The 23,063-nt window shown below is 72.1% G+C and carries 23 protein-coding genes; 7 read left to right on the forward strand and 16 right to left on the reverse strand.

Annotated features, from left to right (window positions below; genetic code table 11):
• The first annotated feature begins 217 nt into the window (after positions 1-217).
• A complete protein-coding gene (locus FJ694_RS00855) occupies positions 218-1,399 on the forward strand; it encodes a ribonucleotide-diphosphate reductase subunit beta (RefSeq protein ID WP_157263522.1) in 1,182 nt (393 codons plus the stop codon).
• Between the two features lie 234 nt (positions 1,400-1,633).
• Entirely contained in the window at positions 1,634-2,149 is a 516-nt protein-coding gene (locus tag FJ694_RS00860; protein WP_157263523.1) for a histone, read from the forward strand.
• A gap of 196 nt (positions 2,150-2,345) precedes the next feature.
• On the opposite strand, the gene FJ694_RS00865 is transcribed toward FJ694_RS00860, so the two are convergent.
• The 16 genes from FJ694_RS00865 to thiD all read right to left on the reverse strand — a co-directional run bounded on the left by FJ694_RS00865 (position 2,346) and on the right by thiD (position 18,826).
• Entirely contained in the window at positions 2,346-3,248 is a 903-nt protein-coding gene (locus FJ694_RS00865) for a carbohydrate kinase family protein (protein WP_157263524.1), read from the reverse strand.
• 17 nt (positions 3,249-3,265) lie between these two features.
• Positions 3,266-4,351 carry a zinc-ribbon and DUF3426 domain-containing protein gene (locus FJ694_RS00870; protein ID WP_198320680.1) on the reverse strand — a complete coding sequence of 362 codons (1,086 nt, stop codon included), beginning with the start codon at positions 4,349-4,351 and terminating at the stop codon, positions 3,266-3,268.
• A 7-nt stretch (positions 4,352-4,358) separates the two neighbouring features.
• Positions 4,359-5,273: a 50S ribosomal protein L11 methyltransferase gene (gene prmA, locus FJ694_RS00875; protein WP_157263526.1), complete on the reverse strand. Its 915-nt coding sequence runs from the start codon at positions 5,271-5,273 to the stop codon at positions 4,359-4,361.
• 21 nt (positions 5,274-5,294) lie between these two features.
• Positions 5,295-6,644 carry an acetyl-CoA carboxylase biotin carboxylase subunit gene (accC, locus tag FJ694_RS00880; RefSeq protein ID WP_157263527.1) on the reverse strand — a complete coding sequence of 450 codons (1,350 nt, stop codon included), beginning with the start codon at positions 6,642-6,644 and terminating at the stop codon, positions 5,295-5,297.
• A 181-nt stretch (positions 6,645-6,825) separates the two neighbouring features.
• A complete protein-coding gene (accB, locus tag FJ694_RS00885; protein WP_157263528.1) occupies positions 6,826-7,296 on the reverse strand; it encodes an acetyl-CoA carboxylase biotin carboxyl carrier protein in 471 nt (156 codons plus the stop codon).
• 330 nt (positions 7,297-7,626) lie between these two features.
• A complete protein-coding gene (locus tag FJ694_RS00890; RefSeq protein WP_232539831.1) occupies positions 7,627-8,124 on the reverse strand; it encodes a TlpA disulfide reductase family protein in 498 nt (165 codons plus the stop codon).
• A gap of 11 nt (positions 8,125-8,135) precedes the next feature.
• Positions 8,136-8,759, reverse strand: a complete 624-nt coding sequence (locus FJ694_RS00895) for a hypothetical protein (RefSeq protein ID WP_157263530.1) — start codon at positions 8,757-8,759, stop codon at positions 8,136-8,138.
• Positions 8,760-8,824: 65 nt separating this feature from the next.
• Positions 8,825-9,586 (reverse strand): transglycosylase domain-containing protein, encoded by a 762-nt coding sequence (locus tag FJ694_RS00900; protein ID WP_375140188.1) that lies wholly within the window; start codon positions 9,584-9,586, stop codon positions 8,825-8,827.
• A gap of 76 nt (positions 9,587-9,662) precedes the next feature.
• Entirely contained in the window at positions 9,663-10,502 is an 840-nt protein-coding gene (gene aroE / locus FJ694_RS00905) for a shikimate dehydrogenase (RefSeq protein ID WP_157263532.1), read from the reverse strand.
• Between the two features lie 25 nt (positions 10,503-10,527).
• Complete coding sequence (locus FJ694_RS00910) at positions 10,528-11,385, reverse strand: energy transducer TonB family protein (protein WP_157263833.1); 858 nt, start codon at positions 11,383-11,385, stop codon at positions 10,528-10,530.
• A 30-nt stretch (positions 11,386-11,415) separates the two neighbouring features.
• The gene (locus tag FJ694_RS00915; protein WP_157263533.1) at positions 11,416-13,473 is read right to left on the reverse strand and encodes a ribonuclease catalytic domain-containing protein; all 2,058 of its coding nucleotides are present in this window, start codon (positions 13,471-13,473) and stop codon (positions 11,416-11,418) included.
• A 72-nt stretch (positions 13,474-13,545) separates the two neighbouring features.
• Positions 13,546-14,286: a 3-oxoacyl-ACP reductase FabG gene (gene fabG / locus FJ694_RS00920; RefSeq protein ID WP_157263534.1), complete on the reverse strand. Its 741-nt coding sequence runs from the start codon at positions 14,284-14,286 to the stop codon at positions 13,546-13,548.
• Positions 14,287-14,517: 231 nt separating this feature from the next.
• Complete coding sequence (locus FJ694_RS00925; RefSeq protein WP_157263535.1) at positions 14,518-15,156, reverse strand: YqiA/YcfP family alpha/beta fold hydrolase; 639 nt, start codon at positions 15,154-15,156, stop codon at positions 14,518-14,520.
• Between the two features lie 5 nt (positions 15,157-15,161).
• Complete coding sequence (gene mpl, locus FJ694_RS00930) at positions 15,162-16,520, reverse strand: UDP-N-acetylmuramate:L-alanyl-gamma-D-glutamyl-meso-diaminopimelate ligase (RefSeq protein ID WP_157263536.1); 1,359 nt, start codon at positions 16,518-16,520, stop codon at positions 15,162-15,164.
• A 46-nt stretch (positions 16,521-16,566) separates the two neighbouring features.
• A complete protein-coding gene (gene hemL, locus FJ694_RS00935) occupies positions 16,567-17,880 on the reverse strand; it encodes a glutamate-1-semialdehyde 2,1-aminomutase (RefSeq protein ID WP_157263537.1) in 1,314 nt (437 codons plus the stop codon).
• On the reverse strand, positions 17,870-18,826 hold the full coding sequence (gene thiD, locus FJ694_RS00940) for a bifunctional hydroxymethylpyrimidine kinase/phosphomethylpyrimidine kinase (RefSeq protein WP_157263538.1): 957 nt from the start codon (positions 18,824-18,826) through the stop codon (positions 17,870-17,872). Before thiD ends, hemL begins: the two co-directional genes overlap by 11 nt.
• 180 nt (positions 18,827-19,006) lie before the next feature.
• On the opposite strand from thiD, the gene FJ694_RS00945 reads away from it, so the two are divergent.
• The 5 genes from FJ694_RS00945 to FJ694_RS00965 all read left to right on the forward strand — a co-directional run bounded on the left by FJ694_RS00945 (position 19,007) and on the right by FJ694_RS00965 (position 23,060).
• Positions 19,007-19,159, forward strand: coding sequence for a rubredoxin (locus FJ694_RS00945; RefSeq protein ID WP_066336931.1), 153 nt, complete (start codon positions 19,007-19,009; stop codon positions 19,157-19,159).
• A 71-nt stretch (positions 19,160-19,230) separates the two neighbouring features.
• A complete protein-coding gene (locus tag FJ694_RS00950) occupies positions 19,231-19,674 on the forward strand; it encodes a response regulator (protein ID WP_157263539.1) in 444 nt (147 codons plus the stop codon).
• 69 nt (positions 19,675-19,743) lie between these two features.
• A complete protein-coding gene (locus tag FJ694_RS00955) occupies positions 19,744-20,109 on the forward strand; it encodes a response regulator (RefSeq protein WP_157263540.1) in 366 nt (121 codons plus the stop codon).
• Positions 20,110-20,116: 7 nt separating this feature from the next.
• On the forward strand, positions 20,117-20,707 hold the full coding sequence (locus tag FJ694_RS00960; protein WP_310735023.1) for a chemotaxis protein CheW: 591 nt from the start codon (positions 20,117-20,119) through the stop codon (positions 20,705-20,707).
• Positions 20,708-20,969: 262 nt separating this feature from the next.
• Positions 20,970-23,060 carry a methyl-accepting chemotaxis protein gene (locus tag FJ694_RS00965; protein ID WP_157263541.1) on the forward strand — a complete coding sequence of 697 codons (2,091 nt, stop codon included), beginning with the start codon at positions 20,970-20,972 and terminating at the stop codon, positions 23,058-23,060.
• The last annotated feature ends 3 nt before the right edge of the window (positions 23,061-23,063 follow it).

Here is a 23,063-nt window from a genome sequence, read left to right on the forward strand (position 1 = left end):
GCTGCCCATCGAGTTGCCTTTCAGCGCCCGCAAGGGCGCCGGCCGGGTGCGACCGGCAAGCCGCTTGCTGACATGCCTATCGTTGCAAACCGGACTTCTTGCCTGAAGTCCGCTGCAACGGTCGGGCAAGGCCCCGAAGCCTTGCGCGACGGGGCAACAAGTGCTTGGTGTTTGGTCGCATCCCTCTCATAATTTCCACACATTAGGAAGTACACACATGCTGGTCTGGGAAGACGACGTCCAACGCGAAGCCCGCACGCCGCAGACGACCCCGAGCAACACCCCGCAGGGCATTGCGCCCGCCGCGCGCAGCGCCTCCCTTGCCGCCGATGTCGCCGCCTTCGCGGCGCTGCCTTCCGCATCGGCCGAAGCCCTGAGCCAGCGCCGCGTCAACGTGGCCGACAAGCGCATCATCAACGGCCAGACCGACGTCAACCAGCTCGTCCCGTTCAAGTACAAGTGGGCCTGGGAGAAGTACCTCGCCACCTGCGCCAACCACTGGATGCCGCAGGAGATCAACATGTCGCGCGACATCGCGACCTGGAAGGACCCCAACGGCCTCACCGAGGACGAGCGCCGCATCATCAAGCGCAACCTGGGCTTCTTCGTCACCGCCGACTCGCTGGCGGCCAACAACATCGTGCTGGGCACCTACCGCCACATCACGGCGCCCGAATGCCGCCAGTTCCTGCTGCGCCAGGCCTTTGAAGAGGCGATCCACACCCACGCCTACCAGTACATCGTCGAGTCGCTGGGCCTGGACGAAGGCGAGATCTTCAACGCCTACCACGAGGTCTCCTCGATCCGCGACAAGGACGAGTTCCTGATCCCGTTCATCGACGCGATCATGGACCCGGCCTTCAAGACCGGCACCCTGGCCGCCGACCAGACGCTGCTCAAGAGCCTGATCGTCTTCGCCTGCCTGATGGAAGGCCTGTTCTTCTACGTCGGCTTCACGCAGATCCTGGCGCTGGGCCGGCAGAACAAGATGACCGGCGCGGCCGAGCAGTACCAGTACATCCTGCGCGACGAGTCGATGCACTGCAATTTCGGCATCGACCTCATCAACCAGATCAAGCTGGAAAATCCGCAGCTCTGGACGGCCGAGTTCAAGGCCGAGGTCACGGCGCTGTTCCACAAGGCGGTGGACCTGGAGTACCGCTACGCCGAGGACACCATGCCGCGCGGCGTGCTGGGCCTCAACGCATCGATGTTCAAGGGCTACCTGCGCTACATCGCCAACCGGCGCGCCACGCAGATCGGCCTGGAGGCGCTCTTCCCCAACGAGGACAACCCGTTCCCGTGGATGAGCGAAATGATTGACCTGAAGAAGGAGCGCAACTTTTTCGAGACCCGCGTGATCGAGTACCAGAGCGGCGGCGCGCTGAGCTGGGACTGAAGCAAGCGCAAGGCGCGCGTGCCGCGGCCGCGGCCCGATCACGGCGGCTCACCAGAAGAAGCAGGCGATCAAGATTCGCGCCGGCCCAAGCAGTGACAGCAGAAGCACTGCCGGGCCTGGCGCTTACCCCGTTCACCGGACCGTGAGACCCGCGAAGGGCAAAACAACGGACGGTGGGCAGCCGGGCAGCGGCAACGCGGCTCGGCGCTTTGTCACTTGATCAAGGAGAACGTGATGGCAACTGCGAAGAAGGCTCCGGCCAAGAAGGCCGCGGCGAAGAAGGCCGCCGCCGAGGCACCGGCGAAGAAGGCTGCCGCCAAGAAGGCGGCCGCGGCACCGGCGAAGAAGGCCGCCGCCAAGAAGGCGGCCGCGGCACCGGCGAAGAAGGCCGCCGCCAAGAAGGCGGCCGCGGCACCGGCCAAGAAGGCTGCTGCCAAGAAGGCGGCCGCGGCACCGGCCAAGAAGGCTGCTGCCAAGAAGGCAGCCGCGGCACCGGCCAAGAAGGCTGCTGCCAAGAAGGCGGCTGCGGCGCCGGCGAAGAAGGCTGCTGCGAAGAAGGCAGCCGCGGCGCCGGCCAAGAAGGCCGCTGCCAAGAAGGCTGCACCGGCCAAGAAGGCCGCCGCCAAGAAGGCCCCGGCCAAGAAGGCGGCTTCCGCCGCGGCTTCGGGCGCCACCGGCGCGGGTGCCGCTGCAAAGACGGCGCTCAGCCCCGCGGCCGCCTGGCCGTTCCCCACGGGCGAGAAGCCCTGAGCCATCGCGCCGCACCCGCGGCGCATTGCACAACGGCCCGCAAGCCTCACGGCCCTGCGGGCCGTGTCGCTTGTGACGCGGCTTTCCCGCGCTTAAACATGCGCGGCAGATGCGAAGGCGCCCGGCCTCCTTGCGAGGGCAGGGCGCCGTGGCTTGAAGTCCGATGCAGCCGACGCCCGATGGCGTCGCGCGCGCGTCAATCCGCGATGCGCTCCACGCGGTGGTTCTGCGGACCGGCCTGCGCGATCTTGAGCGCGCCCATGCGGTTGCCCAGCTCGACGCAGCGCTCCAGCGCCCAGCCGCGCTCCAGTCCGTAGAGCAGCCCGCCGCGGAAGGCGTCGCCGCAGCCCGTGGGATCGACCACGCGCTCGGCCGGCACGCCCGGCACCAGCGTGCGCTGGCCCTGCACCCAGACCTCGCAGCCCTGCGCGCCCAGCGTGACGATCACGCCGCGCAGGTGCGGCCGCTGCGAGATCTGCTCCAGGCTCTCGCCGGTGCGCTCGCACAGCATGCGGCCCTCGTAGTCGTTGACCGCGACCCAGCTGGCCTGCGCGATGAAGCCGCGCAGCGCCTCGCCGTCGAACATGGGCAGGCCCTGGCCCGGATCGAACACGAAGGGAATGCCGCGCTCGTGCAGCTGCGCGGCGTGGCGCAGCATGGCCTCGCGGCCGTCCGGGGCCACGATGCCCAGCGCCAGGTCGCTGCGCGCGGGCACGTCGATCAGGTGCGCCTGCTGCATCGCGCCGGGATGGAAGGCCGTGATCTGGTTGTTGTCGGTGTCGGTGATGATCATCGCCTGCGCCGTGTAGCTCTCGGCTTCCACGCGCACGCAGGAGGTGTCGATGGCCAGCTCACGCAGCCGCTGCAGGTACGGGCCGCCATCGCTGCCCAGCGCCGCGGCCACCACCGGCTCGCCGCCCAGCGCCTTGAGCGTGTAGGCGATGTTGCCCGCGCAGCCGCCGAACTCGCGCCGCAGCGTCGGCACCAGGAACGACACGTTCAGGATGTGCACCTGCTCAGGGAGGATCTGCTGCGCGAAGCGCCCGGGAAAGGTGGTGATGGTGTCGAAGGCCAACGAGCCGCAGACGAGAACAGGCATGGGGGCTCCGTGAGGTTTCAGGGATAGAAGAGTTCGACCGAGTAGCCGGCCACGGGCTGCTCGCCCACGTCCAGCACCGCCTGCAGCGGCTGCTCCTGGCCGGCGGGCAGCGCCGCGGTGGTGGCGCCCAGATCGCGCACGCGCAGCACCTTGCGCACCAGCAGCACGCCCTGCGCGTCGGTGAGCTTCAGGTCGATGGCCGGCCAGCGCAGCGCCTGCGTGTCGCGGTTGCGCAGCACCAGCGACAGCCGGTAGCGCTGGCCCTCGCCCGACAGCCGCGCCAGCGCGCTGCTTTCCACGGCCAATGCCGCCAGGTGCCGCGGCGCGGCCTCGGCATTGCAGCGCACCAGCGCGCACAGCGGCTGCAGCAGCGGACGCGCCGCCGGAAAGCGCGCGCTCAGGTAAGGGCGGGCGATCAGCAGCGCCTGCAGCAGCGCGGTGAGCACCAGCAGCGTCGCGGCCGCGGCCCACCAGGTGCGCTGCGCATCGGTGGTCCCGCGCGGCGGCGGCGGGGTTTGCAGGAAGGAAACTTGTCCCAGCGCGGGCGCCGTGGCCGGGGCCGCCGGCGCCGCGGCGGCGACGGCCGGCATGGGCTCGGCAGCCGGCGCCACGGCCGGCGCTTCGACCGCGGCCGGCGGCGGCGGGAAAGGCGCCGGGAAAACCGATGCCGGCGCATCCACCGGCGCTGCCGGCGGCAGCGGCGCGGGCGCGGGCGCGGGCACGGGCACCTGGCGTGGTGCCGCGACCGGCGCCGGGGTCGCAACAGGCGCAGGCGCAGGAGTCGGGACAGGAGCCGGCGCCGGGACAGGCTGCGCCACGGCTTCGGGCCGCACCGGCGCGGAGCCCGGCTCGGCGCGCCGGTACAGCGCGGACACCGGCGGCGGATGGCCGTCCAGCGGCGCGCCGGGCCGGGGGCTGGCCGCGGGGCGCGCCGCGGCGGCCGGCACGGGCGGCGGCACCGGCGGCACGGCCACCAGCGCCTGCAGCGCGTTGAACACCTCGCCGCACTGGCCGCAGCGGGCCCAGCCGCCCGAAGCCTGCAACTGCTGCGGCTGGACCTTGAAGACCGTGCGGCAGTTGGGGCAGCGCGCGGCCTGGTTCATGGACGGCTCAGGCATCCTCGCCGGGCAGGCGCGCCGTCATCAGGATCCAGCCGTCTTCCTGGTCGCTGACTTCCAGCGCACACCAGGGCGCATAGGCGGCCTTGAGCTCGTCGGCCTGGCGCTCCAGGATGCCCGCAAGCACCAGGTCGCCGCCGGGCGCCACGTGGCCGGCCAGCAGTGGCGCCAGCAGCTTCAGCGGCGTGGCCAGGATGTTGGCCAGCACCAGCGGATACTGGCCCTGCACCAGGTCGGGCAGCCCGGCGCGAAGCTGCACGCCGTTGGCCTGCGCGTTGTCCAGCGTGGCCTGCACCGCGGCCGGGTCGATGTCCACGGCATCGATGTCCCGCGCGCCGTGCAGCGCCGCGCCGATGGCCAGGATGCCCGACCCGCAGCCGTAGTCGAGCACGCGCTGCCAGCGCGCGCGGCGCTCGGCCGGTTGCCGCGCGGTCCAGCGCAGGCACATGCGCGTGGTGGGGTGCGTGCCGGTGCCGAAGGCCAGCCCCGGGTCGAGCCGGATCACGGCCTGCGCCTGCGCCGGCGCCTCGTGCCAGCTCGGCACGATCCAGAACTCGGGCGTGATCTCCACCGGCGCGAACTGCGACTGCGTCAGCCGCACCCAGTCCTGGTCGGCCACGGCCTGCAGCGCCTGCACCTGCAGCGCGCCTGCCCATTGCGGCTGCGCCAGCAGCAGCGCGGCGGCCTCGGTGGCCTGCGCCTCCTGCTCGAACAGCGCCTTGAGCGTGGAGCGCTGCCAGCCCGGCTTGGGCGCGGGCATGCCCGGCTCGCCGAAGAGCGCCTGCTCGGCCTCGGTATCGACGTCGGCGTCCTCCACCGACACCGACAGGGCGTCGAGCTCTTCCATCAGCGCCTCGGACACCGGCTCCACCAGTGCCTCCGGCGCGCGCAGCACCAGCTCGAACATGATTGACAACCCTTTCCTTGGTCAGCGCTTGCGCTGCGCCAGCCAGCCTTCCAGGTAGTGGATGCTGGTGCCGCCTTCGATGAAGTTGGCGTCGAGCATCAGCTCGCGGTGCAGCGGGATGTTGGTCTGGATGCCTTCGACCACGGTCTCGTCGAGCGCCGTGCGCATGCGCGCCAGCGCCTGCTCGCGCGTGTCGCCGTAGACGATGATCTTGCCGATCATCGAGTCGTAGTGCGAGGGCACGAAGTAGTTCGTGTAGGCATGCGAGTCCACGCGCACGCCCGGGCCGCCCGGCGGGTGCCACATCGTGATGCGCCCGGGAGAGGGCGTGAACTTGTAGGCGTCCTCGGCATTGATGCGGCACTCGATGGCATGGCCTCGCATCTGCACCTGGCGCTGCGTGAAGGGCAGCTTCTCGCCGGCGGCCACGCGGATCTGCATCTGCACGATGTCGATGCCGCTGACCAGCTCCGTCACCGGATGCTCCACCTGCACGCGCGTGTTCATCTCGATGAAGTAGAACTCGCCGTTCTCGTACAGGAACTCGAAGGTGCCCGCGCCGCGGTAGCCGATCTTCTTGCACGCGGCGGCGCAGCGGTCGCCCACGCGGTCGATGAGCCGGCGCGGGATGCCCGGCGCCGGCGCCTCCTCGATGATCTTCTGGTGGCGCCGCTGCATCGAGCAGTCGCGCTCGCCCAGCCACACGGCATTGCGGTGCTCGTCGGCCATCACCTGGATCTCCACGTGGCGCGGGTTCTCCAGGAACTTCTCCATGTACACGGCCGGGTTGCCGAAGGCCGCGCCCGCTTCCTGGCGCGTGGTCTGCACCGCGTGCACCAGCGCCGCCTCGGTGTGCACCACGCGCATGCCGCGCCCGCCGCCGCCGCCGGCAGCCTTGATGATGACGGGGTAGCCGATGGCACGCGCGATGCGGATGATCTCCTTCGGATCGTCGGGCAGCGCGCCTTCGGAGCCCGGCACGCACGGCACGCCCGACTTGATCATGGCCTGCTTGGCCGCGACCTTGTCGCCCATGATCCGGATCGACTCCGGCGTCGGGCCGATGAAGGTGAAGCCGCTCTTCTCCACGCGCTCGGCGAAGTTGGCGTTCTCCGACAGGAAGCCGTAGCCGGGGTGGATGGCCTCGGCATCCGTCACCTCCGCGGTGGAGATGATGGCCGGCATGTTGAGGTAGCTCTGCGACGACGGCGCCGGGCCGATGCACACGGCCTCGTCGGCCAGGCGCACGTACTTGGCGTCACGGTCGGCTTCGGAATACACCACCACCGACTTCACGCCCAGTTCGCGGCAGGCGCGCTGGATGCGCAGGGCGATCTCGCCGCGGTTGGCGATCAGTATTTTTTTGAACATGCTGCTTTCTCCGCAGCCGCCGCGCGCCCGGGGCAGGGCTGTATTGCGGCGGGAGGGGCTTGCCCCGTTTTCGCTTGGGCTCCAAGAGCCGGTCCGGTGAATCCTTTTCCCGCGCGCTGCGGGTTCCGGACACGGGCTCAGCCCGAACGGCGGCCGTGCCGCCCGGGCCGTGGGAGCCGGATCACTCGATGATGAACAGCGGCTGGCCGTACTCGACGGCCTGGCCGTTCTCGCACAGCACCTGCGTGATGGTGCCGGTCTTGTCGGCCTCGATCTCGTTCATGATCTTCATGGCCTCGATGATGCAGATCGTGTCGCCTTCCTTGACGGCCTGGCCCACGTCGGCGAACGGCTTGGCGCCCGGGCTCGACGAGCGGTAGAGCGTGCCCACCATGGGCGACTTCACGACGTGGCCGGTGGCTTCGGCCGCGGCCGGCGCCGCTTGCGGCGCCACCGCCGCAGGCGCGGCGGCCAGTTGCACCGGCGCGGCCTGTTGCAGCACCGGCGCCGCCGGCGCCGCCACGGCGCCTGCGGCGGCAAGCGGATCGGCCTTGACGATGCGGACCTTGCCGTCGGCTTCCGTGATCTCCAGCTCGGAGATGTTCGATTCCGACACGAGGTCGATCAAGGTCTTGAGCTTGCGCAGGTCCATCAGCTTCTCCAGGGCGCTCGGTGGCGGCTACGCGGATGTCGCATGCCGTCGCACCTTCTTCGTGCATGGGTTCGTCGTCAACGTCCGCCATCCGGCGGCTTCGTCACGCTCCTGAGCTTACAGGATGTAACTGCCGCGATCCTGTCGGACGCCTTTCACGGCGCGGCTGGGCGCCGGGCCGGGAAAGCAAAGGGCCGAACTTTACGCGTTTTGCCTGCGGTTGCCGGCAGGTTCCCAAAAAATCGGCACGCAGCTCCGTTGAGACGGCTCAAGGAAAGGCCAGGGCGCGGAAGGCTGCCGTTACGGCCGCAACCGGCCGGGCGGCCGGTGTCAGCTCAGGCCGGCTGCCCAGCGCACAAGCTGCTGCGCCGTGATCTCGCCGGCGTGCTGCTGGCGGATGGCGCCCGCGGCGTCGATCAGCACCGTGAAGGGCAGCACGCCGGCCTGGTTGCCGAGCTGGCGCATCAGGTCGCTGCCCGCCAGCCCCGCCAGCGCGATGTCGTAGCCCACTGGCCGCTGGCGCAGGAAGTCGCGCACCGGCGCCGGCTGGTCGATGGCCAGGCCCAGCACCCGGCCGCCGCGCGCCGCGAAGTCGCGGCTGAAGCGGTCCAGCACCGGCATTTCCTTGACACAGGGCGGGCACCAGGTGGCCCAGAAGTTCAGCAGCAACGGTTGACCGCGCAGCGCGGCCAGGGCCAGCTCACCGCCCTGTGGACGTTCCAGCGCCAGTTGCCACAGCGCGTCGGGCACCACCGCGCCGTGCGGCCGCAGCCGCCACCAGGCCACGCCCGCACCGGCCGCGGCAGCCGCCACGGCGGTCGTCAACACCAGCCGGCGCCTCATGCGCCGCCGCCCCGGTCTTCGCCTTCTTCGGCGTCCAGCAGCCGCTGCAGCGCGGCGGCGTCGCCGCGCCAGGTGCGGCCGGTGGCGTCCGGCTTGAGCGCGCCGCGCAGCTCGTCGAGGTCGCGCACGTGCAGGAACAGCGTCACCACCTCGCCGAGTTCCTCGCTGCGGCTGGCGACGCTGAGCACGTCGTAGGGCTCCTGGCCCGGGCCGCGCGGCTGCTGGCCGGCGAGCTCGTAGTCGATGCCCTGGTTGAGCATCCCGATCTCGGCCGACTTCGGGTCGTCGCAGTACAGGTCCAGGTGCAGGTTCGACAGCCGCGTGGCCGTGCCGCGCCAGGCCGCGCCCGAGAGGTGCGGGCGGAACTCCGCCAGCCGCCGCATCCAGCGCAGCGCCAGCCGGCGCAACGCCGCCAGCTCCTGCGGCTGGGTGTCGGCGTGGAAGACCTGCAGGTACTCGCGCACCTGCTCCTCCACCATCTCGTTGCTGGGCAGCTCGGTGCCGCGGCCGCGGCCCAGGTCGCGCACGGCGCGCTTCTTGGCCGCGCCGTATTCCATGCCTTCCTCCACCACCAGCCGGGCGGCGGCGGCAGCGAGTTCGGCGCTCAGGGAAGTAGCCATGCGATCCATTCCAGGGGGGTAACGGTGAGCCCGTGCCGGTGCAACCCGGATGCCGCGCTCCAGGTTCAGGGCAATTGCACCGCGCCGGCGCGCGCGGCGATGGTGGCGGCGCGCGACACCACGTAGGGCGAGCCGGGCCGCTGCTCGAAGCGCTTCGGGGCCGGCAGCATCACCGCCAGCCGCGCCGACTGCCCCAGGTTCAGCTGGGCGGCATCGACGCGGAAGTAGTGCCGCGCCGCGGCCTGCGCGCCGAACACGCCCTCGCCCCATTCGACGTGGTTCAGATAGATCTCCAGGATGCGGCGCTTGTCCAGCAGCCCCTCCAGCGCCAGCGTGATGACGAGTTCCTGGCCCTTGCGCAGCAGCGTGCGCTCGCCGTCGAGGAACAGGTTCTTGGCCAGCTGCTGCGTGATGGTCGAGCCCCCGATCACCTTGGGCACGGCACCGGCCGGCGGCTCGCGCCCGCGCGCGACGGCGCGGCGGCTGGCCTGCTCGTTGAGCCGCTCCACGCGCGCCAGCGCGCGCTGGTTCTTGTCCCAGGCCTTCTCGATCGCGTCCCATTCCACGCCGCCGTGCTGGACGAAGCCGGCGTCCTCGCTGGCGATCACGGCGCGCTTGAGGTGGGGCGAGATGCGCGCGTCGTCCACCCACTGCTGGGCCCAGTCGATGCGGCCCTTGTCGCGCAGCAGCCGCCAGGCCTCGCTGCGCTCGAAGGCGGTGGAGGCCGGATCGACGAAGCGCATCAGCGCCACGCGGCCCACGAAGTAGAGCTGCAGCGCCAGCACGCACAGCAGCGTCAGCGCCAGCAGCCGCGCCAGCTGGCGCAGCGCGCCGCTCCTGGGGCCCGCGCGCGTTGCCTGCAGGGAAGGGGGAGACACCACGCCCATGCGCGCCTCCCGTGTCTCAGCCCTTGAGCGCGCGCAGCGCCGCCAGCACCGGTGCTGTCTGCGGCCGCACGCCGCGCCAGGCGGCGAAGGCTTCCGCGGCCTGCTCCACCAGCATGCCCAGGCCGTCGCGCGGCTGCGCGCCGTGGCGCTGTGCCCAGTCCAGGAAAGGCTGTGCCTTGGGGCCGTACATCAGGTCCACCGCCAGCGTGCCCGGGCGCAGCACCGTCTCGGCCACCGGCGAGGCCGTGGCGCCCTCGAGGCTGCTGGCGCTGGCGTTGATGACCACGTCGAAGGCCGTCCCCGGCGCGTGCAGGCTGGCCGTGCGCAGCCGCACGCCGCAGCCGCGCGCCAGCTCGTCGTGGCGCAGCACCAGGTCCTGCGCGCGCTCGTCGGTGCGGTTGACCAGCGTCAGCTCCGCCGGTGCCGCTTCCAGCAGCGGCCCCAGCACGCCCGCGCCCGCGCCGCCCGCGCCAATGAGCAGCACGCGCCGCCCGGCCAGCGCGCAGCCGGCATTGGCCTCGATGTCGCGCACCAGCCCGACACCGTCGCTGTTGTCGGCGTGGATCTCCTCGCCGTCGAAGCTCAGCACGTTGGCCGCCTGCGCCAGCTCCGCGCGCGCGCTGCGCCGCGTGGCCAGGCGCAGCGCCTCGAACTTGAAGGGCACCGTCACGTTGGCGCCGCGCCCGCCGCCGGCCACGAAGGCGCGCAGCACGGCCTCGAAGCCGTCCAGCGGCGCCCACAGCCGCGCGTAGGCCAGGCGCTGCCCGGTCTGCTCGGCAAAGGCCTGGTGGATCTGCGGCGACAGGCTGTGCTGCACGGGGTGGCCGAAGACGGCGTAGCGGTCGAGGTCGGTCATGGCGGGGCGGTGGAAGTGAAGGGGTTCAGGGCGTGGCCAGCGGGATGGCCTCCACGCCGTCCTCGCGCGTGAAGCGGAAGCGCGCGGTGATGACGAGCAGGTCGGCCTGCGCGCGCAGTTCCGGCCCGAAGGCGCCGTAGGGCGCGGCGGCCTGCACGATGGCCTGGGCGCGGCGGTCGAGCACCGGCTGGCCGGAGGCCTTGAGCACCTGCGTGTCGAGCACGCGGCCGCGCGCGTCCACGGTGATGCCCATGGTCAGCTCGCCGTAGAGCTTGCGGCCCTGCAGCGTGGGGAAGTCGGCCGTGCCGCGCGCCTCGATGCGCCGGCGCAGCGCGTCGTAGTAGCGCGCGTAGGGCACCTCGCGCGTGGCCGGGCTCACGTAGCGCTTGCGCGGGCGGGCGTTTTCCTCGTTGACGCGGCGCTCGATCTCGGCGAGCTGGCGCAGCAGCTGGCGCCGGCGCTCCTCCTGCTCCTGGGCGCGGGGCTGGCCGGCGTCGCGGCCGGGGTCGGGCGGGGGCAGCTGCGCCAGCGCCTGGCGCAGCTGAGCCAGCATCTGCTGCTGTTGCTGCTGCAACTGCTCGATCTGGCGCTGCGCGTCCTCGCTGGACTCGCCCGGCGCCTCCAGCGCCGCGGCCGGCAGCGGCGACGTGGCGCGCCCGGCTTCCGCATCGCCGCCGCCGGCCAGGGTGTGCTGCGCCAGCGCCTGCGCCTTCTTCGGCGGCTGCTGCGCCTGGGCATTGACCAGCACCACCTCCAGCGGCGCGTCGCGGAACAGCCGGTCGAAGGACTGCGGATCGGCCCAGCGCAGCCCCAGCAGCGCCGCATGCAGCGCCACCGACAGCGCCAGCGCCCACTGCAGCGGGCTCAGCGCCGGCATTCGCAGCGCACGCATGGCCCCCCCGTGCCCCTGGCGTCAGGCGGCGGGCGCGGGCGGCTCGGCAGCCGCCGCCGCGGGGGTGTCGTCGGCGTCGGCCACGTCGATGGCCAGCGCCAGCGGGCCGCTGGCTTCTTCCTCCTCCTCCCCGGACTCGCCTTCGGGCTCGGCCAGCGCCTCGGCTGGCGCAGCGTCGTCCAGGCGCGCGGCCAGGCTGGCATGCAGGTCCAGCGTCAGCAGGTCGCAACCGGTGACGCGCACGCGCACGTGCGCGCCGCGCGGCAGGCCCTCGCAGCCCAGGGCGCGGAACACCAGCGGCAGCGTGTCAGCGCGCACCAGCCCGTCCTTGAGCACGGCCGCATCCAGCTCCGTCACGCCGTTCTGCTGCAGCCAGCGCAGCGTCCAGAAGCGCTCGATGCCGTGCTGGAAGTCGTTGTAGGCGCCGTAGGCGGCGTCGAAGCCCGAGATGATGGAGAAGAGGCTGGCGTCCTTGGGCTTGAAGGGCGCGGACAGCGGCGCGGTGCGGCCGTGGCGCGCGCAGGCAATGATCTGCCACTGGTTGACCAGGTCCACGTAGCGCCGCAGCGGTGACGTGGCCCAGGTGTACTGCGCCACGCCCATGCCCGCGTGCGGCGCGGGCTTGACGCCCATGCGCACCTTGATGCCCGGCGCCAGGCTGGCCTGGCTGCGGTAGATGCCCGGCACGCCGCACTCGGCGAGCCAGCCGCCCCAGCTGCTGTTGGCCAGGATCATGGCCTCCGACACGATCAGGTCCAGCGGCGCGCCGCGGCGGCGCGTGGTGATCTGCACCGTCTCCTCGCCGACGGGCTCGCCCTCGTTGTCGAGCAGCCGGAAGTTGTAGTCCGGGCGGTTGAAGTTCTCGGGCTTGCCGCGCGCCACCTCGCGCTGCGCCTTCAGGTGCTTCGCCAGCCGGAAGGCGAAGGCCAGCTCCGGCGCGAAGGCGTAGTCGGCCGGCGCCTCGCCGCTGAGGCTGGCCTCGGTGATGACGTCGTCGAGCTGGTCGTGGCGCAGGTTGCGCGCGATCGGCACGCGCTCCAGCTTCGTCTCGCGCCCGCGCACTTCCAGCGTGGCCTCGTCGAGCGTGACGTACAGGCTCACCGCCGGGCAGTCGCGCCCTTCGGTGAGCGTGTAGGCCTGCACCACGTCGTCGGGCAGCATCGTGACCTTCCAGCCCGGCATGTAGACCGTGGAGAGCCGGTCCCGCGCCACCTTGTCCACCGGCGACTCGGGTTGGATCGCCAGACCCGGCGCCGCGATGTGCACGCCGAAGACGACCGTGCCGGTCCCCAGGCCCTGCACCGACAGCGCATCGTCGATCTCGGTCGTGGCCGAGTCGTCGATGGAAAACGCCGCCACCGGAGACAGCGGCAGCTCTTCCCTGATGGCCGGTGCCTGCAGCGCCGGGAAGCCGGTGCCCTTGGGGAACTGCTCGAACAGGAAGCGCCGCCAGTGGAACTGGTAGGGGCTGCTGATGGCGCCCGCGGCCTTGAGCAGGTCCAGCGGCGCGCGCTGCGCCTGCTTGGCGGCATCGACCACGGCCTTGTATTCGGGCGCGTTCTTGTCCGGGCGGAACAGGATCTTGTAGAGCTGCTCGCGGATCGGCGCCGGGCAGCTGCCGGCCACGAGCTCGGCGGCCCAGCCTTCGATCTGCGCGGCGAGCTGCTTCTTGCGCTCAATGCCCAGCAGCGCGGCCTTGACGATCTCTTCGGGCGCCTTCTTGAAAAGGCCCTTGCCGGCGCGGCGGAAATAGTGCGGCGCCTCGTACAGGCGCAACAGCGCCGCCACCTGCTGCTCCAGCGAGGCGTCGACGCTGAAATAGTCGCGCGCCAGCGCCGCGAAGCCGAACTCGCCTTCCGGGGCGAATTCCCAGGCCAGGTCGAGATCGATCTCGGGGGCGATGGCCTGGGCGCGCGCCATCAGCTCGGCCGGGGCGGGCTTGTCGAACTTCAGCAGCACGTTGGCGGCCTTGACCTTGACGCGCTTGCCGGAGTCGAGCTCCACCTGCAGCGAGCTCTCGGCTTCGGACATCACACGGCCGGCGAGGAACTTGCCGGCTTCATCGAACAGGGCGTACATCCGCGCTATTGTCGCCGCAGCGGCCGGCGGGGCCGCCGCGCCGGGATGTCGCCCTTCAGGTCATGGCGCGCTTCAGACCGTGAGGCCGCCGCCGACCTCGATCACCACGCCGTTGATGTAGCTGGCCTCGTCGCTGGCCAGGAAGGCATAGGTGTTGGCGATCTCCTCGGGCTTGCCCAGGCGGCCCAGCGGCACCTGCGCCACGAGCTGGTCGATGACCTTGTCGGGAATGGTCTCCAGGATCGGCGTCTGGATGAAGCCCGGCGCCACCGCGTTGACGCGCACGCCCTTGGGACCCAGCTCGCGCGACCAGGTCTTGGTGAAGCCGATGACGCCGAACTTGCTCGCGGCGTAGTTGGTCTGGCCGAAATTGCCGTACAGCCCCACCACGCTGGAGGCGTTGAGGATCACGCCGCTGCCCTGCGCCACCATCGTGTCGGCCACCGCCTGCGAGCAATGGAACACGCCGCGCAGGTTGACATCGATGACGGCGTCGAACTGCTCCAGCGTCATCTTCTGCAGCCGCGCGTCCTTGGTGATGCCGGCGTTGTTGACCAGCACGTCGATGCGCCCGTGCTTGTGCTTCACGGCCGCGACCATGGCGTCGATCTGCGCCCGGTCGGTGACGTTGACGACGTGCCCCTCGGCGCGCCCGCCGGCGTTGCGGCATTGCGCCACGGCCAGCTCCACCGCCTCGGCCTTGATGTCGCACACCACCACCACGGCGCCCTCGGCGCAGAACTTCTGCGCCGTGGCCAGTCCGATGCCCTGCGCGGCGCCGGTGACGATGCAGATCTTGTCTTTCAAACGCATGAGTCGAGCTCCAGGAAGAGAGACGGCGCCGGCCGCCGCGCGGCCCCCATGCCGCGTGCGCAAGACCGATGCGCGCGCATCCATGGTGCCACACGGCTGGCGTCCTCCAGGGACGGGCCGGGTCGGGTGGAAAGCCCTGGCGGGCCGGAACTGCAGCGGCCTTGCGGGCAATCAATGTTCCCCTGAAAACGCCCCGGCTGCCCGGGTGCGCGCCGCGCCGTGGCGCGCCCCTCAGGAGCGGGCCTTGTCCAGGCCCAGGAAAGCCAGCAGGCGCGGCAGGTGCGCGTCGAAGTCCGACAGCGCGTGGTCGCTGCCCTCGATGATCTCCAGCCGGCATTGCGCATGGCGCGCGGCCATCTCACGCCAGTCCAGCACCTCGTCGCCGGTGGCGATGAAGGCCAGGTAGCGTCCGGGCCGCGTCAGCACGGCCGGGTGCAGCGCGCGCAGCTCGTCCACGAACTCGGCCCGGAAGAAGAAATGCTCGTCCGGATCGTGAAACGCCGTCTGCTCGCCGATGTACCTGGCGAGGTCGCGCGCCGGCTCCACCGCCGGGTTGATGAGCACGGCGCGGCAGCCCAGGCGCTCGGCCAGCACCGTGGCGTAGAAGCCGCCCAGCGAGCTGCCGACCACGGCCATGGTCTCGCGCGGCCAGTCGGCCGTGCCTTGCAGCAGCCCCTGCACGGCCTCGCGCGGCGAGGGCGGCAGCTGGGGGCACCACCAGTGCACCTCCGGCCGGTGCGCCTGCATCCACGCCGCCATGCGCTGCGCCTTGAAGGAGCGCGGCGAGGAGCGGAAGCCGTGCAGGTAGAGCAGGTGGGTCAGGGGGGATTCGGGAGCGGCCGCCGGGGCAGCGGGCGCGGGCGCGTCCATGCCCGTCAGGCCTTCTTCGCCAGCGCCTGCAGCAGCTTGTCGTGGATGCCGCCGAAGCTGCCGTTGCTCATGCACAGCACGTGGTCGCCGGGTTGCGCGGCCTTGACCACGGCCCGCACCAGCGCGTCGATGTCGTCGCTGACCACGGCCTGCTCGCCCATCGGCGCCAGCGCCTCGGCCGCGTTCCAGCCCAGGCCGCCGCTGTGGCAGAAGCTCAGGTCGGCCTCTTCGAGTGCCCAGGGCAGCTGCGCCTTCATGGTGCCGAGCTTCATGGTGTTGGAGCGCGGCTCGAACACGGCCAGGATGCGCTGCAGCCCGACGCGCCGGCGCAGCCCGTTGACGGTGGTGCGCAGCGCGGTGGGGTGGTGCGCGAAGTCGTCGTAGACCTTCACGCCGCCGGCCTCGCCGCGCAGCTCCAGGCGCCGGCGCACGTTCTCGAAGCTGCCCAGCGCCGCGGCCGCCACCTCCGGTGCCACGCCCACGTGCTCGGCCGCGGCCAGCGCCGCCAGCGCGTTGAGCTGGTTGTGTTCGCCGAGCAGCCCCCACTCCACGCGCGCGATCTTCAGGCTGCCGCGCAGCACGTCGAAGGCATGCGGCTCGCCACGGGCGCGCAGCGCGCCGGGCTCCTCCTTGCGCGTGCCGAAGCGCTGCACCTCGCTCCAGCAGCCGCGCGTCAGCACCCGCTGCAGCGCCTCCTCGCGCGCGTTGACCACCAGCCGCCCCGAAGCCGGCACGGTGCGCACGAGGTGGTGGAACTGGGTCTCGATGGCGGCCAGGTCCGGGAAGATGTCGGCGTGGTCGAACTCGAGGTTGTTGAGCACGGCCGTGCGCGGGCGGTAGTGCACGAACTTGCTGCGCTTGTCGAAGAAGGCGGTGTCGTACTCGTCGGCCTCGATCACGAAGCTCTTGCCGGCACCGAGCCGCGCCGAGACGCCGAAGTTCATCGGCACGCCGCCGACCAGGAAACCCGGCTGCAGCCCAGCGTGCTCCAGGATCCAGGCCAGCATCGAGGTGGTGGTGGTCTTGCCGTGCGTGCCGGCCACGGCCAGCACGTGGCGCCCCTGCAGCACCTCCTGCGCCAGCCACTGCGGGCCGCTGGTGTAGGGCAGCCCGGCGTCGAGGATCGCCTCCATCAGCGCGTTGCCGCGGCTGACCACGTTGCCGATGACGAAGACGTCGGGCTGGAGCGCGAGCTGGTCCGGACTGAAGCCCTCGATCAGCTCGATGCCCAGGGCGCGCAGCTGGTCGCTCATGGGCGGGTAGACGTTGGCGTCGCAGCCGGTGACGCGGTGCCCGGCCTCGCGCGCCAGCGCCGCCAGGCCGCCCATGAAGGTGCCGCAGATGCCCAGGATGTGAATGTGCATCCGGCCGATTTTAGGTGCCGGGCCGAAGGCGGCCCGGCTTCGGAACTCACAGCGTGCGCAGGGCCGCGTGCGCCGCTTCCAGCGTGGCGTCGATGTCGGCGTCGCTGTGCGCGGCGCTGACGAAGCCGGCCTCGTACATCGCCGGCGCCAGGTACACGCCGCGGTCCAGCATGGCGTGGAAGAAGCGGTTGAAGCGCTCGCTGCCGCCGGCCATCACGGTCTTGTAGTTCTGCGGCAGTTCGCCGGCGAAGAAGAAGCCGAACATGCCGCCCTCGCAGTCGCCCACCAGCGGCACGCCGGCCTCGCGGCCCGCGGCCTCCAGGCCGTCCACCAGGCGCCGCGTCTTGGCGCCCAGCGCCTCGAAGAAGCCGGGCTTCGAGATCTCGCGCAGCGTGGCCAGGCCGCAGGCGGTGGCCACCGGGTTGCCGCTGAGGGTGCCGGCCTGGTAGACCGGGCCCAGCGGCGCGAGGTGCTGCATCACGGCGCGGCTGGCGCCGAAGGCCGCCAGCGGCATGCCGCCGCCGATGACCTTGCCGAACACGCTCACGTCCGGCCTGAAGCCGGGAATCAATTTCGCGTAGATCGACTGCGCGCTGCCCAGCGCGACGCGGAAGCCGCTCATCACCTCGTCGAGCACCAGCAGCGCGCCGTGCTGCGTGCACAGCTCGCGCAGCCGCGTCATGAACGGCACGCTGGCGCGCACGAAGTTCATGTTGCCGGCGATGGGCTCGACCATCACGCAGGCGATGTCCGCGCCCTGCAGCGCGAAGGCCTCTTCGAGCTGCTCGACGTTGTTGTATTCGAGCACCATGGTGTGCTGCACCACCTCGGCGGGCACGCCGGCGCTGGTGGGGTGGCCAAAGGTGGCCAGGCCCGAGCCGGCCTTGACCAGCAGCGCATCGGCATGGCCGTGGTAGCAGCCTTCAAACTTGACCAGCAGCGAGCGGCCCGTGGCGCCGCGCGCCAGGCGGATGGCGCTCATCGCCGCCTCGGTGCCGGAGCTCACCAGGCGCAGCTGCTCGACGCTGGGCACCTGCTCGATGATGGCCTCGACCAGCTCGACCTCGCGCTCGGTCGGGGCGCCGTAGCTGAAGCCCTCGTTCGCGGCGCGCTGCACGGCTTCGAGCACGGCCGGGTGGCCGTGGCCCAGGATCATCGGGCCCCAGGAGCCGATGTAGTCGATGTAGCGCTGGCCTTCCGCATCGACCATGTAGGCGCCTTGCGCGCTGCGGATGAAGCGCGGCGTGCCGCCCACGGCGCGGAAGGCGCGCACGGGCGAGTTCACGCCGCCGGGGATGACGGCCTGGGCGCGCTCGAAGAGCTGGGCGTTGGTGGTGGTTGCGGTGCTCTCAGTGGACACGACGGGATCCCTTGTTGTTGTCGGCGGCAGGTGCGGCGGCCTCGGGCGCGGCGGGCTCGCCCTCGGCGCCTTCCTCTTCGGGCGGCAGCGCCCAGAAGAAGCGGTCCGGGACGACGTTGCCCATGCCGGGGCGGAAGCCCGCGTCCAGGCTCTGGTCGAGGAAGGCCAGGGCCTCGCCCACGGCGGCCTGCAGCTCGGTGTCGGCGGCCAGCAGCGAGGCCAGCGCCGCGGAGAGGGTGTCGCCCGCGCCGACGAAGGCGGTGTCGAAGCGCTCGAACTTCTCGCCCGTGAGCGCGGCCTGCGGCGAGGCCAGCACGTTGTCGAGGAACTGCTCGCCGCCGCGCGACTGCAGGTGCACGCCCGTGACCAGCACGAAGCGCGTGCCGTGCTCGGCCGCGGCCACGGCCAGCTCGCGCGCCGAAGGCGGGCGCTCGCTGTCCCAGTCGGGCAGCAGGAAGTCGGTGAGCGTCTGGTGGCCGCCCACGAGCACCTCCGTGGCGGGCAGGATCAGCTCGCGGAAGGCGTCGAGGTAGGGCTCGCGCTGGTCCTCCTGCTCGATCCAGGAGAGGCTGGGCATGTAGGCCACCAGCGGCACGTCGGGGTAGTCGGAGAGGATCTCCGCCACCGCCGCGACGACCTCGGCCGAGCCCAGGAAGCCGACCTTCCAGGCCGAGATGGTCACGTCCTCCAGGATGGAGCGCGCCTGCTCGACGACGACCTCGGCGTCGAGCTCGTGGTGGTCGAAGACCTCGGCGGTGTCGCGCATGAGGATGGCGGTGGTCACGGGCAGCGCGTGCGCGCCCATGGCGGCGATGGTGGCCACGTCGCCGGCCACGCCGCCCGCGCCGCTGGCGTCGGCGGCGTTGAAGCTCATCACGCAGGCCGGCGCAGGCGCTTCCTGCGCCGCTTCGTCGGCGACGGCGGCGGGATTGGGATCGGAGGTCATGGGTGGTCCTGAAGGTCCTGCGGCACTGCGCCGGCGCGAGCGCGCCGCGCGTGGCGCAGGACTGTGAAAAGAGGCATGTTCGCCCAGGCGCGGCGCTGCGTGGAAGGCCGGGAGGGCGTGGCTACAATGCCCGTCGATTGTAGTGATTGACAATACCAAGTGAGCGAACCCCGAACCTGGATGTGCCTCATCTGCGGCTGGATCTACGACGAAGCCGCCGGCGACCCCGAGCACGACATCGCCCCTGGCACGCGCTGGGAAGACGTGCCCATGAACTGGACCTGCCCCGAGTGCGGCGCGCGCAAGGAAGACTTCGAGATGGTGCAGCTCTGATCTGCGCCTGATTCCGCGCCCGGGCCGATGGCGTCCCGGGACGCGGCCCGTCCACCGTGGCCAAGGCATCCATGATCGACGCAGACACCGTCCCGGCCTCCACGCTGGATCTCCCGGCGGCCACCGACACCGCCGCGGCCGCGCCGCTGAAGGTGCTGGTCATCGACGACAGCCACACCATCCGCCGCAGTGCCGAGATCTTCCTGCACCAGGGCGGCCACGAGGTGCTGCTGGCCGAGGACGGCTTCGACGCGCTGGCGCTCATCGACGAGTTCGAGCCGGCGATCATCTTCTGCGACATCCTCATGCCGCGCCTGGACGGCTACCAGACCTGCGCGCTGCTGCGGCGCAACCCCCGCTTCGCGCAGGTCCCGGTGGTCATGCTCACCTCCAAGGACGGGCTCTTCGACCGCGCCCGGGCCCGCCTGGCCGGGGCGCAGGACCACCTGACCAAGCCTTTCACGAAGGACCAGCTGTTGCAGGCCGTGGCGCGCCACGGACCGGGCGGCGGCTGAAGGCGTTACCGTACGGTGTTGCCGCGCGTCCTTCTTCATCACCTTTTCCGCGCGGCCCAAGGACTCCCGATGCCGATTCACAAGATCCTGCTGGTGGACGATTCCCGCACCGAGCTGCAGCACATCAGCGAGCTGCTGCGCCAGGCCGGCTACAGCGTGCGCACGGCCGAGAACGGGCAGCAGGCGCTCTCCAGCCTGGCCGAGGAAAAGCCCGACCTGATCCTGATGGACGTGGTGCTGCCCGGCGCCAACGGCTTCCAGCTCACGCGCACCATCACGCGTGACGAGCGTTTCGCGGACCTGCCCGTGATCATCTGCAGCAGCAAGGGGCAGATGACCGACAAGGTCTGGGGCATGCGCCAGGGCGCGCGCGACTACGTGGTCAAGCCCGTGGACGGCGCCGAGCTGTTGCGCAAGATCCAGGCGCTGGGCTGAGCCTCGCGTGCCCGCGCCGCCCCGCCCCATGGCCGGCAAGGACACGCTGCTGCGCGAGCTGCAGGCCCGCCTGGCGCAGCGGCTGCACGAGGCGCCCGCGGGCCAGGCGCCGGCCTGGCTGGCGGCCGAGGTTGCCGGCGTGCGGCTGCTGCTGCCGCTGCAGGAGGCCGGCGAGATCGTCGAGCACGCCCAGCCGCTGCTGCCGCTGCCGCACGCGCGGCCCTGGTTCGAAGGCGTGCTCAACCTGCGCGGCCACCTGCACGGCGTGGTGGATCTGGCGGTGTTCCTGGGCCTGCGCGGCGCCGGCGCGCCGCACGCGCCGGCCTCGCGCCTGGTGGCGCTGAACCCGGCGCTGGGCTTGCACTGCGCGCTGCGCGTGGACCGGCTGGCCGGGCTGCGCAACGCGGCGCAGCTGCTGCCGCTGTCCCCTGACGAAAGCGCTGCCACGGCATCCGACGCCGGCACCGCGCGCCCGCCCTTTGCCGGCGATCTCTACCTGGACGACCAGGGCCGCCACTGGCAGGCGCTGCGCCTGGCGGCGCTGGCCCGCGACATGCATTTCCTCAACGTCGTGCAGCCCTTGCCGGGGGCTGCATGAGCGCGCCTGCACGGCCGCTCCGAGGGTCGCGCTCCGTCCCCCGCGGGGGGACCGCGCGCAGCGCGAGGGGGCGGCAGTGACCTGGCGCGCGCTGCTCCGGTCCCTGGCCGGGACGCGCGCGGCCTGGGCCGTGCCGGGCGATGCCGGCGTCCTGGCCACCCAGACCCCGGCCGGGGCCGCCGCGGCGGGCGGGCCTGCCCAGGCGCCTTTCGCGCCGACGGTGCCGGTGCATCCGCCGGCGCCGCCCACGGCCCCTGCCCACATGGCCCCGGACACCGCCCCGCACGGCCGGGCGCGGCGACGCCGCCCGCACGCCGGGGCGTCCGCCATGGCGCGGCGCCAGCGGCTGATGGCGCTGCTGCTGGGCGCGGGCGCGGCGGCGCTGGTGGCCGGCGCGATGCTGGCGCTGCAGCGCGCCGAGCGCGGCGCGGCGCAGATGGCGGCCACCGGCCAGGCGCTGATGCAGTCGCAGCGGCTGGCCAAGTCGGTGACGCAGGCGCTGGCCGGGCGGCCGGCGGCCTTTGATGAGGTCGAGGACAGCGCCGCCGTGCTAGCGCGCAACCTGCGCGGCCTGCGCGGGGGCACGGGCCTGGCGCCCGCGCCCGAAGAGCTGCAGTCCCGGGTGGCGCAGCTGCTGCTGCTGGCCGAGCTGGCCGAGAAGAACGCCCGCGCCGTGCTGGCGCAGCAGGCGCGGCTGACGCAGGCGGCGCAGGCGCTGCAGGTGCTCGGCGGCCTGTCGGCGCGGCTGATGGACACGGCCGAGGCCGTGGCCGCGCTGGAGCTGCAGCGCGAGGCCGTGCCGGCGCGGGTGGCGGCGGCCGGGCGGCTGGTGATGCTCACGCAGCGCATACCGCGCAGCGCCATCGAGTTCTTCAGCGCCGAGGACACGCGCCACGAGGCGCTGCAGCAGCTCGGCCGGGACCAGGAGGACTTCCGCATGCTGGCGCAGGGCCTGCTCGACGGCGATGCGCAGCTGCGCCTGGCGCCCGCGCGCGACGCCGCCACGCGCGCCCGGCTGGCCGAGCTGCTGGACCTGTACGCGCGGCTGCGGCGCGAGACCGGCGTGGTGCTGGAGCAGCTGCAGCCGCTGGCCGCGGCCCGCGCGGCGCGCCAGGAGATCCTGCTCGACAGCGAGCCGCTGCGCCGCGGGCTGCAGGACCTGCAGCAGCGGCTGGAGCGCCACGCGGGCTTCGGCGGCGTGGCGCAGGCGCTGATGCTCGCGGGCACGCTGGCGCTGCTGGGCGGCGGCGCGGGGCTGGTGCGCGCCTACGTGCACGACCAGGCGCAGCGCGCGCAGCGCGCCGAGACGCGCCGCCGCGAGGCCGAGGCGCGCCGGCGCCAGGAAGAGCGCCGCAACGAAGCCACGCAGGACGCGATCCTGCGCCTGATGAACGAGCTGCAGGCCGTGGCCGGGGGCGACCTCACGCGCCAGGCCACCGTCAGCGAGGACGACGTCACCGGCTCGATTGCCGACAGCATCAACTACACCGTCGAGGAGCTGCGCCGGCTGGTGGTGCAGGTGCAGGACACGGCCGCGCGCGTGACCGCCACCACGGCCGAGGTCGAGCAGACCTCCGCGGCGCTGCTGCAGGCCTCCACGGCGCAGCTGCGCGAGATCCGCGACACGGGCGAGTCGGTGCTGGGCCTGGCCGGCGCCATCGAGGGCGTGTCGGCGCAGGCGCAGCACACCGCCGAGGTGGCGCAGGCCTCGCTGCAGGCGGCCGACCGCGGCCAGGCGGCGGTGCACGACAGCATCCGCGGCATGGACGCCATCCGCCACCAGATCCAGGACAGCGCCAAGCGCCTGAAGCGCCTGGGCGAGAGCTCGCAGGAGATCGGCGAGATCACGGAGCTGATCTCCGGCATCACCGAGCAGACCAACGTGCTCGCGCTCAATGCCGCGATCCAGGCCGCCAGCGCCGGCGAGGCGGGCCGCGGCTTCTCGGTGGTGGCGCAGGAGGTGCAGCGCCTGGCCGAGCGCTCGGCCGACGCCACGCGCCAGATCGCCGCGCTGGTGCGTGCCATCCAGGCCGACACCCAGGACGCGATGGCGGCGATGGAGCGCACCACGCAGGGCGTGGTGCGCGGCACCCAGCTCACCGACGCGGCCGGCGCCGCGCTGGCCGACATCGACCGCGTCTCGCGCGAGCTGTCGGCGCACATCGCGCGCATCTCCGCGCAGGCCCTGTCACAGGCGCAGTCGGCCGCGGTGGTGGCCGGCAACATCCAGCACATCTTCGCCGTCACCGAACAGGCCGAGGCCGGCACGCGCTCCACCGCGCAGCGCGTGCAGGAACTCGCCATCAGCGCCGAGGCGCTGCGCCAGTCGGTGGCGCGCTTCAAGCTCCAATGAGCC

The sequence above is a fragment of the Azohydromonas aeria genome (genome assembly GCF_009760915.1).
Taxonomy (GTDB): domain Bacteria; phylum Pseudomonadota; class Gammaproteobacteria; order Burkholderiales; family Burkholderiaceae_C; genus Azohydromonas; species Azohydromonas aeria.

What these genes read in the sequence shown, in the direction of transcription:
- FJ694_RS00855 (WP_157263522.1), top strand. Translation starts at nt 218, where the DNA reads ATGCTGGTCTGGGAAGACGACGTCCAACGCGAAGCCCGCACGCCGCAG.
- FJ694_RS00860 (WP_157263523.1), top strand. Translation starts at nt 1,634, where the DNA reads ATGGCAACTGCGAAGAAGGCTCCGGCCAAGAAGGCCGCGGCGAAGAAG.
- FJ694_RS00865 (WP_157263524.1), bottom strand. Translation starts at nt 3,248, where the DNA reads ATGCCTGTTCTCGTCTGCGGCTCGTTGGCCTTCGACACCATCACCACC.
- FJ694_RS00870 (WP_198320680.1), bottom strand. Translation starts at nt 4,351, where the DNA reads ATGAACCAGGCCGCGCGCTGCCCCAACTGCCGCACGGTCTTCAAGGTC.
- prmA (WP_157263526.1), bottom strand. Translation starts at nt 5,273, where the DNA reads ATGTTCGAGCTGGTGCTGCGCGCGCCGGAGGCACTGGTGGAGCCGGTG.
- accC (WP_157263527.1), bottom strand. Translation starts at nt 6,644, where the DNA reads ATGTTCAAAAAAATACTGATCGCCAACCGCGGCGAGATCGCCCTGCGC.
- accB (WP_157263528.1), bottom strand. Translation starts at nt 7,296, where the DNA reads ATGGACCTGCGCAAGCTCAAGACCTTGATCGACCTCGTGTCGGAATCG.
- FJ694_RS00895 (WP_157263530.1), bottom strand. Translation starts at nt 8,759, where the DNA reads ATGGCTACTTCCCTGAGCGCCGAACTCGCTGCCGCCGCCGCCCGGCTG.
- aroE (WP_157263532.1), bottom strand. Translation starts at nt 10,502, where the DNA reads ATGACCGACCTCGACCGCTACGCCGTCTTCGGCCACCCCGTGCAGCAC.
- FJ694_RS00915 (WP_157263533.1), bottom strand. Translation starts at nt 13,473, where the DNA reads ATGTACGCCCTGTTCGATGAAGCCGGCAAGTTCCTCGCCGGCCGTGTG.
- fabG (WP_157263534.1), bottom strand. Translation starts at nt 14,286, where the DNA reads ATGCGTTTGAAAGACAAGATCTGCATCGTCACCGGCGCCGCGCAGGGC.
- FJ694_RS00925 (WP_157263535.1), bottom strand. Translation starts at nt 15,156, where the DNA reads ATGGACGCGCCCGCGCCCGCTGCCCCGGCGGCCGCTCCCGAATCCCCC.
- mpl (WP_157263536.1), bottom strand. Translation starts at nt 16,520, where the DNA reads ATGCACATTCACATCCTGGGCATCTGCGGCACCTTCATGGGCGGCCTG.
- thiD (WP_157263538.1), bottom strand. Translation starts at nt 18,826, where the DNA reads ATGACCTCCGATCCCAATCCCGCCGCCGTCGCCGACGAAGCGGCGCAG.
- FJ694_RS00945 (WP_066336931.1), top strand. Translation starts at nt 19,007, where the DNA reads ATGTGCCTCATCTGCGGCTGGATCTACGACGAAGCCGCCGGCGACCCC.
- FJ694_RS00950 (WP_157263539.1), top strand. Translation starts at nt 19,231, where the DNA reads ATGATCGACGCAGACACCGTCCCGGCCTCCACGCTGGATCTCCCGGCG.
- FJ694_RS00955 (WP_157263540.1), top strand. Translation starts at nt 19,744, where the DNA reads ATGCCGATTCACAAGATCCTGCTGGTGGACGATTCCCGCACCGAGCTG.
- FJ694_RS00965 (WP_157263541.1), top strand. Translation starts at nt 20,970, where the DNA reads ATGGCCCCGGACACCGCCCCGCACGGCCGGGCGCGGCGACGCCGCCCG.